The sequence below is a fragment of the Lysinibacillus sp. FSL K6-4013 genome (assembly GCF_038630435.1).
Classification (GTDB): Bacteria; Bacillota; Bacilli; order Bacillales_A; family Planococcaceae; genus Lysinibacillus; species Lysinibacillus boronitolerans.
Genome location: NZ_CP152031.1, coordinates 526,616 through 540,371, shown reverse-complemented (window position 1 = coordinate 540,371; position 13,756 = coordinate 526,616). Strand labels below are relative to the sequence as shown.

The 13,756-nt window shown below is 37.2% G+C and carries 11 protein-coding genes, 1 riboswitch and 1 other annotated feature; of the genes, 3 read left to right on the top strand and 8 right to left on the bottom strand.

Annotated features, from left to right (window positions below; all coding sequences use genetic code 11):
• Positions 1-303: 303 nt before the first annotated feature.
• Positions 304-348, top strand: a riboswitch (PreQ1 riboswitch).
• A gap of 6 nt (positions 349-354) precedes the next feature.
• Both MHB39_RS02590 and trpB read left to right on the top strand, forming a co-directional pair.
• Complete coding sequence (locus MHB39_RS02590) at positions 355-837, top strand: QueT transporter family protein (RefSeq protein ID WP_016993393.1); 483 nt, start codon at positions 355-357, stop codon at positions 835-837.
• A 68-nt stretch (positions 838-905) separates the two neighbouring features.
• Positions 906-1,105 (top strand) — a binding site (T-box leader).
• A 58-nt stretch (positions 1,106-1,163) separates the two neighbouring features.
• Positions 1,164-2,327 (top strand): tryptophan synthase subunit beta, encoded by a 1,164-nt coding sequence (trpB, locus tag MHB39_RS02585; protein WP_016993395.1) that lies wholly within the window; start codon positions 1,164-1,166, stop codon positions 2,325-2,327.
• 42 nt (positions 2,328-2,369) lie between these two features.
• Here the strand turns inward: trpB and MHB39_RS02580 are convergent, their stop codons facing one another.
• The 3 genes from MHB39_RS02580 to MHB39_RS02570 all read right to left on the bottom strand — a co-directional run bounded on the left by MHB39_RS02580 (position 2,370) and on the right by MHB39_RS02570 (position 7,156).
• Entirely contained in the window at positions 2,370-3,989 is a 1,620-nt protein-coding gene (locus tag MHB39_RS02580) for a long-chain fatty acid--CoA ligase (RefSeq protein ID WP_036078187.1), read from the bottom strand.
• A 192-nt stretch (positions 3,990-4,181) separates the two neighbouring features.
• The gene (locus MHB39_RS02575; protein WP_004225462.1) at positions 4,182-5,135 is read right to left on the bottom strand and encodes an L-threonine 3-dehydrogenase; all 954 of its coding nucleotides are present in this window, start codon (positions 5,133-5,135) and stop codon (positions 4,182-4,184) included.
• Positions 5,136-5,485: 350 nt separating this feature from the next.
• The gene (locus MHB39_RS02570) at positions 5,486-7,156 is read right to left on the bottom strand and encodes a methyl-accepting chemotaxis protein (RefSeq protein ID WP_342545765.1); all 1,671 of its coding nucleotides are present in this window, start codon (positions 7,154-7,156) and stop codon (positions 5,486-5,488) included.
• Between the two features lie 244 nt (positions 7,157-7,400).
• On the opposite strand from MHB39_RS02570, the gene MHB39_RS02565 reads away from it, so the two are divergent.
• Positions 7,401-8,567, top strand: a complete 1,167-nt coding sequence (locus MHB39_RS02565) for an FtsW/RodA/SpoVE family cell cycle protein (protein WP_052125379.1) — start codon at positions 7,401-7,403, stop codon at positions 8,565-8,567.
• Between the two features lie 57 nt (positions 8,568-8,624).
• Here MHB39_RS02565 and MHB39_RS02560 read toward each other — a convergent pair whose 3' ends face one another.
• Genes MHB39_RS02560 through MHB39_RS02540 form a run of 5 tightly spaced genes read right to left on the bottom strand, consistent with a single transcriptional unit; the run spans position 8,625 to position 13,745 of the window.
• Positions 8,625-9,605: a BadF/BadG/BcrA/BcrD ATPase family protein gene (locus MHB39_RS02560; RefSeq protein ID WP_342545763.1), complete on the bottom strand. Its 981-nt coding sequence runs from the start codon at positions 9,603-9,605 to the stop codon at positions 8,625-8,627.
• A 12-nt stretch (positions 9,606-9,617) separates the two neighbouring features.
• Entirely contained in the window at positions 9,618-10,619 is a 1,002-nt protein-coding gene (locus MHB39_RS02555) for an asparaginase (protein ID WP_342545761.1), read from the bottom strand.
• Positions 10,620-10,637: 18 nt separating this feature from the next.
• On the bottom strand, positions 10,638-11,789 hold the full coding sequence (locus MHB39_RS02550; RefSeq protein WP_016993400.1) for an ROK family transcriptional regulator: 1,152 nt from the start codon (positions 11,787-11,789) through the stop codon (positions 10,638-10,640).
• A 14-nt stretch (positions 11,790-11,803) separates the two neighbouring features.
• Positions 11,804-12,685 carry a sugar phosphate isomerase/epimerase family protein gene (locus MHB39_RS02545; RefSeq protein WP_026023428.1) on the bottom strand — a complete coding sequence of 294 codons (882 nt, stop codon included), beginning with the start codon at positions 12,683-12,685 and terminating at the stop codon, positions 11,804-11,806.
• A 1-nt stretch (position 12,686) separates the two neighbouring features.
• Complete coding sequence (locus MHB39_RS02540; RefSeq protein ID WP_016993402.1) at positions 12,687-13,745, bottom strand: Gfo/Idh/MocA family oxidoreductase; 1,059 nt, start codon at positions 13,743-13,745, stop codon at positions 12,687-12,689.
• Between the last annotated feature and the right edge of the window lie 11 nt (positions 13,746-13,756).

Here is a 13,756-nt window from a genome sequence, read left to right as displayed (position 1 = left end):
TATTCTCGAATATCTATCGCACTTTATCCAAACAAAGTGTGAATGTATCGCTATATTATCGTTATTATCGAGCTCCGTCAACAACATTATGAATGTTCTGACTTTTAAAAGTGACAAAATATTTTAGTTTTTCATTTAATTTGGCGCTTTAAACCGCTAAACTACGCTGTTTTAGTTATTCGATTTCTTTTTTCAACATAGTAAAAAATATTTATGACAATTTTGCGACGATAGGACATTATAGACAAAGTCTGACATTTGACTTCTACTAGATATCTATAATAAAATATTTACTTGTGTGAAAGCACCGTGGTTCGTAACCATCCCACGAAAAAAAACTAAGGAGAAATGAATATGAAGATAAAATTTTTAGCAGCAAGTGGTATCATTGCGGCTCTCTATATAGCTGTAACCATGCTTGTTGCACCATTTGGTTTTACAGAGGTTCAGTTCCGAGTTTCTGAGATGTTTAACCATTTAGTGGCCTTTAATCCACGCTTTGCCGTAGGGATTATTATTGGAGTATTGATCTCTAACCTATTTTCACCACTTGGCATTTACGATTTAGTGTTTGGTGTAGGTCATTCAATGATTACACTCGGTCTGTTTATTTTAATCTGCAAATTTGTCAAAAATATTTGGGCACGTTTAATTATTAATACATTGCTCTTTACATGTACTATGTTTATTATTGCCTTTGAGCTGAACTTGGCTTTAGAGCTACCATTCTTTTGGACTTGGCTAACAGTCGCGGCGGGTGAATTTGTTGTATTAGCTGTAGGTGCACCGATTATGTATGTATTAAACAAACGCCTTCACTTTAAAAGTTTGATTTAACTGACGGGTCTTTTTAGATTCGTCTTTTTTCTTGACACTATTCTGAAAATACTCTACAATTCTTTCTAATAAATGCAAGGAAGAAGAGTAGTAGCAAGCATTGTTACTTCAAGAGAGCTGGTGGTTGGTGCAAACCAGTAGTACAAACTTGTGAATGGACTTCAGAGCAGCCTTATCAAATGTAAGGCCGTTTCGCTCCCCGTTACCGGAGCAGGAAAGCGCGCAAAAATTGCGAATGAAGGTGGCACCACGGTTACTCGTCCTTTTTATAAGGGATTGGAGTGGCTTTTTTTTTGGAAAAATTAGCATAGAGGAGTCGAGGAAAGATGAGTACAGTAGTAGAGAAAAAGGGATATTTCGGTGAATTTGGTGGAAGCTTTGTTCCAAAGGAGCTTCAAAATGTTTTAAATATACTAGATGAGAATTTTCAAAAGTATAAAGAAGATGATGACTTTAAACAAGAATTAGATTACTATTTCCGTGAATATGTCGGTCGTAAATCCCCTCTTTATTTTGCAGAAAATTTAACAAAGCAATTAGGTGGCGCAAAAATTTATTTAAAACGGGAAGACCTTAACCACACAGGCTCCCATAAAATCAATAATGTATTAGGACAAATTTTACTAGCCAAACGTATGGGCGCAAACCGTGTAATTGCAGAAACTGGTGCAGGTCAACATGGTGTAGCAACAGCTACAGCGTGTGCCATGTTTGGAATGGATTGCACGATTTATATGGGCTTGGAGGATACAAAACGTCAGGCATTGAACGTATTTCGCATGGAACTTCTCGGCGCAAAAGTTGTAGCGGTTGATAAAGGGCAAGGCCGCTTAAAGGATGCAGTAGATGAAGCATTTGCTGACTTGGTAGAAAACTATGAAACAACATTCTATTTATTAGGTTCGGCAGTTGGACCACATCCCTTCCCATCAATGGTTAAACATTTTCAATCAGTGATTAGCCGCGAAAGTCGTGAACAGATTTTAGAAAAGGAAGGAAAGCTGCCAACAGCTGTTCTTGCCTGTGTAGGAGGCGGTAGTAATGCAATTGGGGCATTTGCTGACTATATTGCAGACGAAGATGTTCGTCTGATTGGAATAGAGCCGGATCAAGCTGCTACCTTAAACGAAGGAACACCAGGAGAGCTACACGGCTTCAAATGTTTAGTTCTTCAGGACGCAGAAGGTAATCCACTTCCTACCTATTCAATAGCAGCTGGTTTAGATTATCCAGGTGCTGGGCCTGAGCATAGCCATTTGAAAACAATTGGCCGTGCTGAGTATGTGACCGTGACAAATGAAGAAGTTTTAGAAGCCTTCCAAGTACTTTCTAAGGTAGAAGGTATTATTCCTGCTCTTGAAAGCTCACATGCAGTTGCCCATGCTCTAAAATTAGCACCAACTTTATCACCTGAGGAAAGCATTATTATTAATATCTCTGGTCGTGGCGATAAAGACGTTGAACAAGTTTTCCACATGTTAGCTAAATAATAAAAAAAGAGCGACTTCCATTTATGGAAATCGCTCTTTCACCTATACCAATGATTTAGGATAAATTTCAGCTACATTATCTCGCAGCTTCGCTTTCAGGAATTTCCCGACAGATGTCTTTGGAATTTCTTCTAGAAATACGACTGCATCTGGTACCCACCACTTGGCAAATTGATTTTCTAAAAAGGCAAGAAGCTCTTGTTCAGTTACTGATTGTCCCTCTTTCAATACAACACAAGCTAATGGACGCTCCTGCCATTTAGCATGAGGCATGGCAATGACAGCTGCTTCAAAAACTGCATCATGCGTCATTAGTGCATTTTCCAAATCAACAGAGGAAATCCATTCCCCACCTGATTTTATAAGATCCTTTGTACGGTCCGTGATTTTAATAAAGCCATCCTCTGTTCGTACTGCAATATCACCAGTATATAACCAACCATCTCGATAGGCATCTGCTGTTCGTTCATCACGATAGTATTCGTCGGAAATCCATGGGCCTTTTAAACGTAATTCCCCCATCGTTTCGCCATCCCAAGGAACCTCACCCGCCTCATTAATAATACTAGATTCGATACCTGCCATTGTCATCCCTTGCATCGCTCGAGCTTCAATACGTTTTTCAATCGGCCAATCATCCATCCACGACATATAATTGGACAATGCCACGATTGGTGTAGTTTCCGTCATGCCGTAGACAACAATATAAGGAATTCCGTATTTTTCCTCAAATGTCCGAATGAGTCGAGTTGGTGAAGCCGATCCTCCACAGCAGATCGCTCTTAAAGAACTAATATCTCGTTCTTTCTTTTCCTGCTCCTGTAAGGCGCCTATCCAAATGGTTGGTACACCAGCAGTTAATGTAACCTTTTCTTGTTCGATTAAATCCATTATTAATGCTGATGTAAATTGTGGACCTGGCAAAACTTGTGTAGCACCAACATTAACACTAGCAAAAGGTAAGCCCCATGCATTTGCATGAAACATTGGTACAATTGGCATCACAACATCTCTTTCCGCAATCCCCATAGAGTCAGACATACTCAGCATGATACTGTGTAATACTAGACCCCGATGGGAATAGACAACTCCCTTTGGATTCCCTGTCGTGGCACTTGTATAGCACATACCGGCAGGTGCTTCTTCGTCAATATCCTCTGGAAATTGAAATTCTTCATCAGCGGTAGCTAATAAGTCCTCATAGGATAAAACATTTTGTAGTGTAGTCTTGGGTAAAGCTGGTTCATCCGTCATAATAATATAGTGCTTCACTGTCTTAAGTTTTGGCGCAATATTTTCAATGATCGGTAATAAATCAACATCGACCATTAAAATCTCATCTTCTGCATGATTAATAATATAGATCAAATGCTCTTCTGATAAACGAATATTTACCATGTGTAAGATTGCCCCTGAGCAAGGTACAGCAAAGTAGGCTTCTAAATGCCGATGCTGGTTCCACGCAAAGGAGCCGACTTTTGTTCCTCTTGTCATCCCAAGCTTCGTAAGGGCATCTGCTAAACAACGCGTTCTTTTCGCCCACTGTCCATATGTTAAACGGTGTATTTTGTGTGGGCTTGTCCGTGAAATAATTGATTTTCTTGCAAAATAGCTCTCTGCTCGTTTGAAAAAACTAGTTAAAACTAATGGTGCTTGCATCATAAAACACATCATCCCTTCATTTGTGAATTTCCCCTTGTGAAATCTTCATAGCATCAATTTAACTGAATACTATTAATATTCGGAATATTATTATATTTTAATTTCATAATTTAATCTATATATTCCAATAATTTTCTTTTATATACATATAAAAAACGGATGAAGTCTAGTTCTTCACCCGTTGTCCATTTATTATGAAATTGCTTTTTTATGCAGTTTAATTTTTAATTTCTCTAACATATCTACCGTCATTTTAGCTAAATCATACTCAGCTTTGAAGCCCCACTCTTTTTGAGCCGCTTCAATATTTAAAGAGTTTGGCCAGCTATCTGCAATGGCCTGACGAACTGGATCTACCTGATAGCTCATTGTGAAATTCGGTAAGTGCTTCTTAATTTCTGCCGCGATTTGCGAAGGTTCAAAGCTCATAGCTGTAATATTAAAAGCATTGCGATGAACGAGCTTACTACCGTCTGCCTCCATTAAATCTACGATAGCTTGTAGAGCATCTGGCATGTACATCATATCCATGAACGTACCTTCTTGAATATACGATGTATACTTGCCTTGTTCGATTGCTTCATAGAAAATTTCTACTGCATAATCTGTTGTACCACCACCTGGAGGCGTTACATAAGAAATTAATCCTGGGAAGCGTACTCCACGTGTATCAACACCAAAACGATTGAAATAATAATCGCATAATAACTCACCCGCTACTTTATTTACACCATACATGGTTGTTGGTCTTTGCAAAGTATCCTGTGGTGTATCTTCCTTAGGTGTAGACGGACCAAACGCACCAATTGAGCTTGGCGTGAAAAATTGCATATTTAGCTCACGTGAAACCTCCAACGCATTCATTAACCCGCCCATATTTAAATTCCAAGCTAACAATGGATTTCTTTCTGCTGTAGCTGATAATAGCGCAGCTAAATGCATCATCGTATCTGCACCGAAGTCCTTTGCTAAATCATGCATTCTTTGTCCATCTGTCACGTCCAATATTTCAAATGGGCCCTTAGTATGTTCAAGCTTTCTAATGTCTGTAGCAAGTATATTGTCCTCTCCATAAATACCACGAAGTTTTTCTACAAGCTCAGAACCAATTTGACCAAGTGCTCCAGTAACAATAATCTTTTTCATTTCCCAAAACCTCCACATGTGAACAATTGTACTTCCAGAAAGTACAAAAATGTATTGATAAACATTGATTTAATAACACTTTCAATGAAATTCATTATAATGTGTTCGTTTTGAAAATACAACAATTATATTAATAATATTCCTTACAAAGAACATACAATCCCTTATCCACAGTATATGAGGACATAAAAAATATTGTGCTACAAAAATATACAAAACACAATTGTACACCTCAAAAATACACAACATTTACGCTTTCATAAGCTAGTTTTGTAGCCATGCAAAAAAGAATCTTCTTTGCTATTTTTTGCAAAGAAGACCCCTTTTCAATATTATTCTTTACTATTAAATTATATCGAAAAACGTTTGACAGCTATTTGCAAAACTTTTGATACTTTGCGCAATTCCTTAATATAATTATGGAACTGTTGTTGAGCTGTTAATTGATCAGCTGTTAATGCAGCAACATGTTTAGTAGACACGGCATTCGTATCGGATAAAGCTGTCAGCATACTTGCATCCTCACTTACCTTCTTCGTGTGATTGGCAATCTCTTGAACTGTAGCAGATACTTCCATAATATAAGGCTTAATCGTATGTACTTTTTCTAAAATTTGATCAAAACTTGACGCAGTTTGTCCTGTGACAGCTACACCTTTTTCAGTCGCTACTAAAACGCCTTCCATCATTTGTACCGCATAACTCGAATCTAAATGGATGTTCTGTACAATGGATGTAATCGTTTGTGTCGATTGAACAGTTTGCTCTGCAAGCTTACGAACCTCATTAGCCACTACTGCAAAACCTTTGCCATGCTCTCCTGCCCTAGCAGCCTCAATAGATGCGTTTAACGCTAGTAAATTTGTTTGTGCTGTTATTCTTTCTATTACTTCAATCATTTGGTCAATCGATGCAGCACGCTCTACTAGATTAAAGATAGCTGTATTAGATTTTTCAACCGCCTGCTTAATAGCTTGCATTTGCGTTAAATTAGCCTGTACAATTTCAGTTCCACTTTCTGCATCTCTGGCCGTTTTTTTGGCAAAACTTTCTACTACCTGAACCTTTTCTAAAATAACCTGTACATCATTTAAAACTTCCTCTAAGGAAGTCGTATTTGAAGCTAGTTTACTAGAAGATGCAGACGTTGATTCTGAAATTGATTGTACATCCTTCGCTATTTTTAATGTCGTTGTTGATGATTGCTCAGAGGATTTCTGCAATTTCCCTGTCATTTCTTCTACTTCATAGGCACTGTCTGTCACAGTATGGAGTAGTCGTTTCACCTCTGTTACCATTTGATTGTAAGACAGAACTACTTCACCAAGCTCATCATGAGCCACATAACTTGCATTGGCAGTGAAATCACCTTGTTCTGCACGTTTTAATAATGATTTTAGCTGACGTGTTGGTACATTAACTGCCTTCGTTGCGATAAAGCCTATAAGGATAACAAGCAAGACAACCGCTAAGCATACACCACCTAATAACCAATAACCGAATTGCACATCTTTTTGATAAGCCTGCTGTTGGTCTTTTGCTCTTTGAACCAAATAATTTTGCGTATCTTCTAATAATGCATGACTCTCCTGACTAATTGGTAAGAATATTTGCAAATAAAATGGATCTAGCTCATCATGTTTCAATTGTTTAAAATCCTCAATGGCTTCTTCCTGCTTCTTAAGCAATGACTTATACTTCTTAATTTGATGACTCATCTTTTTATCAATTTCATGGCTATCTAGTTGCTCTAAAGGCTGTGCCATGTTTTGTAAAATGGCTGTCATTTCTTTATCGTCACCTTTCGAATCTACTATAAAATCTAGTCGGCGCTGTGATTCTTCAAGCTCATTTAGCCATCCAATTGGGACAAGTCCCTGTGTGTAACTCTCACTTGCATGCCACGACATTTTCCTTAAATAATCTACACTGAATACACCTAGCAATACATTCGATAATACACAAACAATCATGAGTACAAGTAACTTGTCCTTCACCTTAATGAAACGGAAAAAATGCATGGTCCTTGGCTCCTCCTCCAACTCTTACCAATAATGATAGTATAGAGATATAAAGCCAGTGTTATGTTTTTGTAAATTTTGATCGAAATATTAAGAATTTATACCCATCATTTAGTTCTTTTTAGGTAATTTAAATCACTATATTAGCCATACTATAGCTTCTTATTCATACTATTATTTGAAAAAACATCCGCAACCTTCCATACATTGTCAGCGTTGATAATAGAGAATGGAGGTGTTACATTTGACGCAATTGAAGAAGTTAGATTGGAGTTTAGTAATAAGTCTTCTAATACTCGGCGCTATTAGTTGCCTTTTTGTCCATTCTAGTAGTGTAAATTTTGAACAGTATGCAAGCTCCTTTATTATCAAGCAATTCTTATTTTATCTCATCGGATTAACCATCATGTTTGGAATATCCTTACTTGATATTGAACAGCTAAAGAAGATTGGATGGCCCTTTTACTTCCTAATAGTTGCTTTAACGGCTGGGCTTATTGTTGCACCTGAGAGCATTGCTCGGACGATCAATCAGGCAAAATCATGGTATCAAATCCCGTTTTTAGGTTCTCTCCAACCATCAGAGTTTTTAAAATTCGCTTTTTTAATAGTTGTAAGTAAGGTCATTATTGCTCATCAAGAAAAAAATGTCCGCCCCTCTTATCTAGCAGATTTTTGGCTACTTGTAAAAATCGGGCTAATTGTCCTTCCTCCTACCCTACTTGTTTATAGGCAACCCGATACAGGTATGGTTATGTTGTATATGGCGATGATTTTACCAATGATTTTCTTTTCAGGTATTCATAGAAAGCTTCTAGTCGTATTTACGGCTGTTCCTCTAGTTATTATCAGTACGCTAGTAGTGCTCTATGTCCGATTTAATGAATTTTTTACAGAGAAGGTTTTAGGTGCCCTATCAGGACATCAGATTTCAAGAATTTATGGATGGCTTCAGCCTTATGAATATACTGATTCTTCTTTTCAAGTACGCCAAGGCTTTATGGCCATCGGATCAGGGGAATTTGTGGGCAAGGGCTATCTACATAACAATGTCTATGTACCAGAAAAACATACCGATTTTATATTCTCCGCTATTGCAGAAGAGCTGGGTTTTGTTGGAGGAGCATTTGTAATAGCTCTTCTATTTTTTGTTATCTATCGTATTGTTGTTATTACGGTAGTAGCGCGAGACCCCTTCATGACCTTAATGGGTGCAGGTATTTCAAGCTTACTAGCCTTTCAAATTACTCAAAATATCGGCATGACCATTGGGCTTTTACCTGTCACAGGTGTCACCCTACCTTTTTTAAGCTATGGTGGAAGCTCGTTACTATCCAATTTTATGCTTATTGGAATCGTCATGATTATTCATAATTCATATAAGGGTTATATGTTTAAAGTAGGGGACTAACAAAAGTGCAAGTAGAGAAAAATTCATGCATTCTCTACTTGCTAGATTAAAGGGGGATTAATTCGTTAAAAACTCCTTCATACTCGCATTATATTGATCGATAAATAGCTGGGCTTCCTTACTTGGTAATTTTAATGCAGCTAAAGCGGCACCACCTACAGGTAAGCTATAAGCACCCACGAAGTCATACTGATTACTATTCTTTTTATCAATAGTGATTAACTTTTTAATAAATAGCTCCAATTCATTAAAAACGCCACCAGCTAAGACTACTTTGACTCGCTTATCTGTGAATGGATTTTTTTTGTAACAAGCATCTATACTTTGATAAAAAACATAGCACACTTGATCAATAATTGTATTGGCTTCTCCATCACCACGTTTAGCACATTCAATTGCTATCTTACTTAAAGGAGATATGGTATCACGCGGATGTGCTTCACCATAGACCACTTCAATTATCTGCGGAACGGATTGTAATTGAAAATATTCTAATACTGCTGCTGTTAGAAGCGTTTCAGGACCTCTTTTATCAAATGCTTTAAATACCGCTTTTAATGTACGAATGCCAATATCATAGCCACTGCCCTCATCATCAAAAATATAACCCCATCCTGCTGTACGCTCAATTCTTCCCGAAGAATCAATACTGAGTGTAATCGCACCCGTACCAGAAATCTGTACAATGCCAGGCTGACCCAATGTTCCCGCATACAGCGCGTTCAACCCATCATTCGATAGTGATAGTTGACAGTCTTTCGGTAAAAGCGAGGTTAGTAATGCATGGGTAATTTCTTCATTATTATTTTCTGTTACACCAGACAGGCCCGCATGGCACTTTGTAATGTGTTGAAATTCGTGAGGTTGTTGTCTTTTTAAATCATTTATTAATTCTGTTATCGTCTCAGTAAATTGCTCGAAGCTCATGGATGTGGGATTACTTTTTCCTGTTTCTGCTAGCGCCATAATTTGCCCACGACACGTTGAGATTGTCGCAAGTGTTTTTGTTCCACCACCATCAATTGCCAAAACATACAAGTGCCTTCACCTCTATACGATTTTAATTGTAGAAACAATTTCTCCTACCTCAACCCCTGCATCATTACGCACAAATGCAGGAGACAATGCTTTAATACGGTCAATTGTTTCTTGATTTGTATACTGAATTTGTTCCAATACAGAAGCAATTACATTCGGCCATGGACTTTCTGAACCATTCATAATTTTCAAGGCAAAACTTAATCCTTCGTTTCTAAGAGCAAAACAGTATACGCCCTGTGCCCCGCCCTTTGCCACAATATTGGGGTCCTTTAATAATGCCGTACAAATAAAATTTTGTGCTGCAATGATATGATTCTCTTGATTCATTACTGTCGTAAGCTTTATTACTGCTTCACGAATCAGTCGATCATCAATTAATTCTGGTCGTGCTAACTTTAAATAAGCGATGGCCATGTTTTTTAACGGAATCGCAAAGACGGGCGCACCACAGCCATCAATCCCTGTACGAATTTTCTCTACCTCATATTCACTTAAATAAGCAATATATTTTTTTATCATCTGTTGCAGTGGATGTTCTGGATGACAATATTGCTTGACATCATAGCCATTCGCTAGACATGCAGTTAAAAATCCTAAATGCTTGCCAGCGCAATTATGAAATAGTTTCCTCTTTTCAAACCCCTGTTGAATATACTTTGTTTTAGGTTCCTCATTTAATGGATAGGATGCTGCACAAATTAACTCATTTTCATTAATAGGAAGTTTTTCCAGCAAAGAGACTAATGCCTCTTGATGATATATTTCGCCTCTTTGTGAAGCTAGAAATAATGCACTTTCTTTTGAAGTAATCCCGTACTTTTCTATAAAATCAGTCATAAAAATGGGAATGGCTTGAAATGGTTTTGCTGCAGAACGAAAATACACAGGCTCATAATCTTGACCTACAGAGACGAATTCTTCCTTCGTTAGATTCACAGCACTTATTTGTCCATAATGCACATTTTCCATTAATCCTGAACGATACTCCTTTAAAAATTCTGCGTAAGCCACGAATCAACCAACCTTTCTTTAAACAGACAGCAACTGCTTTTGTGCTTGTAATGCCGCTCCTTTAACAACCCCTTCTTTTAATTGATTGGAAAACTGTAAATCAAAGTAGGGTTGTAATTCCTTCCATATATACTGTTTACACTTATCACTAAGCAGTTTTTGAAATGTCACATTGTGCTCAATAATTTCTCCACTGACGATGACAGCCTCTGGTTCGTATAAACAAACTAGATTATTGATGGCAATAGCTAGAAAAGTAGCTACATCTTGCTGAATATCAACCGCCCATTGCTCGCCTTGATCAACACAATGCAAAATCTCTTCTATTGATTGAATATTAAGATTTTTAGGTGTTCTTTTTAACAGCGTAACTTCAGAAACATACATGGATAAGCACCCTCTTTTACCACAGTGACACATCTCACCAAAGGGATTAATCGTTATATGGCTTATTTCTCCAGCTTTATTTTGAATGCCACGATACACTTCTCCATTTAATAATATAGATGCTCCTATTCCTGTTCCGATTCCGACTAAAATACAATTTGAATACAGTGGTGTATAGATATCACCAATTTCAGCAATAATTTGCATTTTTAATTCATTATCTACGATGACTTCACAACCAAAAACTCCATTTAAATCTTCTCTTATATGGCAGTTTTCCCACTTCAATTGCTCAGAGGAAACGATTATCCCTTCCTCGTTATTGATTACTCCTGGAATTCCTATCCCAATGCCTAGTAATTTATCGTGAGCAATCTGATATTCTGTCATGATATTTTCTATAGATCGTTTTAGTAGATGTATAGCTTCTTCGTATTGATGCTTGATGTTACATTTGATTTCCTGAAAGGCAATAAGCTTCCCTAAGAAATCTAATATACCTATTCGAATAGTAAAACAGTCAATTTCTATACCAATCGTATATAAAGCATCTTCGCGCATATGAATTAACGTAGGACGTCTACCAATAGCTGTTTCTTCCGATACCCCTTCAAGAATAAAGCCTTCCGCTTCTAGTTCTTGCACAATACGCGTAATGGTTGTAGGGCTCATTTTTGTATATTTTGATAATTGAATTCTTGAAATTGGCGCCATCTGCCTTATTGCGTCAAGCACAATATATTTATTTTGTCTTCGCATTTGTACTTGATCTTGCTTTTTCAAATTAGATTCAACCCCTATTTAAACTTTTCTATGAATTGTACAGCTTCTTTGATGTCTTTTTCGGGATTTGATCTCACTTCTCGTTCAATAGTTAAATAGCCATTGTATCCGATTTCTTGTAAAGCTGAAAAATAAAGCTCGAAATTGACATCTCCATGACCTAATGGAAGTTCTCTGAAAAACTCTCCATTTTCCACCATTTCTTCTATTTTATCATGAGATGTTCCAGAATCGTATCCTAAGTACCCGTACACATCTTTAGGATTCGTTGGTTGCAGTTGAATACCATCCTTTACATGTGTATGTACAATATATTTCTTTAATAGTTTGACTCCAGCTACAGGATCATCTTTTGTTACCATCACCATATTGGCAGGATCAAAATTAACCGATACACCGTTCGTTGATAGCTTATCTAAAAACCCTTTTAATGTTTTACTCGTTTCTGGCCCTGTTTCAATCGCAAAATAAGCATCTAATGATGTAGCATATTGTCCTAATTCTTCGCAGGCTTCCAGCATTGTTTGATAAATTGGATCATTTTCATCTTCAGGAATAATACCAATATGAGTTGTAACAATGGATGTTCCTAGGTCTTTGGCTAATTGCAGTATTTCTTTTGATTTTTTTATTTTTCTGGCATTTTCTGCTTTGTCTTGGAAGCCATGACCACCTAAATCTCCACATAATGCGGAGATTTCTAGACCTAGCCCTAAGATATACGCCTTCAATTCTGCTCTTTGTTCAGCATTTAGGTTATCGGGGTCCAACTCACCTGAAACGGCATACATTTGTACCCCCTGTGCACCAACTTCTTTCGCCTTTAACAAACCTTCACGAATAGGTAAACGAAAGCTGTCTACTATCACACCGATTTTATTATCCAATTTCACCATTTTAATAAACAACTTCCTTTCCTTCAGTTGCAGAAATATAAATACCTTCTAAGATTTTCATAATTTCTACTCCATCCTCTACAGGTGCAACTGAATCATAATGATGAAGGCAACAATCAACAAATGAATTGATTTCATTTTGAAAGGCTGTCGCAAAATCAAATGTTAAATCGTTAATTTGAGGATGAATATTTAAAATCGTATTATGCTCTTCACTTACAATTTTTAATTCTGGCTCTAGCTCTGCACCACCGTTCGTGCCATATAGCTTAATACTTATTTCATCTTTTAAAGCATGTAGTGTATAGGAAACGTCTACCATTAGTGACGCTCCATTCTCAAATGTAATGAGGGCATTTGCTAAGTCTTCTACTGTGTTTTTAGTTGCATCATAGTCTGCAGCCTTGTAGAAGGATAAATTTTCTATATGATTTCGGTTTCCTAACTGATTGTAAGTATGACCTGTTATACGTTTCACCTTTGGTCTCCCCATTAAGTACCAGCATATATCAATTACATGTACCCCTAGATCAATTAAAGGTCCGCCGCCAGACTTATCAATTTCAGCAAACCAGCCTCCTGGATTACCTAATCTTCTTAGGCAGGAAGCCTTAGCATAATAAATATCGCCCAATTTGTTATCGTCGATGAAGCTTTTCAGTACTTTGGTATTTGTGGCAAACCGTCTTACATAGCCCACTTGAAATACTTTCTGATGCTTTTCTGCAACCTTTTGGATATTTAGAGCCTCTGCATAAGTCATAGATAGCGGCTTTTCTATTAGAACATGTAAGTCATTTTCCAAAGCAAGAATCGCCAATTCGGCATGTGTATTATTCCATGTACAAATACTTACAGCATCCACATTTTTATCTGCGAATAGCTCTTCTTTTGAAGAAAAAACATGTGTTGCTCCAAATTGAACTGCTTTTGCTTTGCCTCGTTCAAGAGAAGCATCATACACGCCATATAACTCAACGAATGGATTATTCGAATAGGAACCTAAGTGAAAATCTGAAATAGAACCTGTGCCAATGACACAAACTTTTAATTTGTCCATGTTCTTTCCTC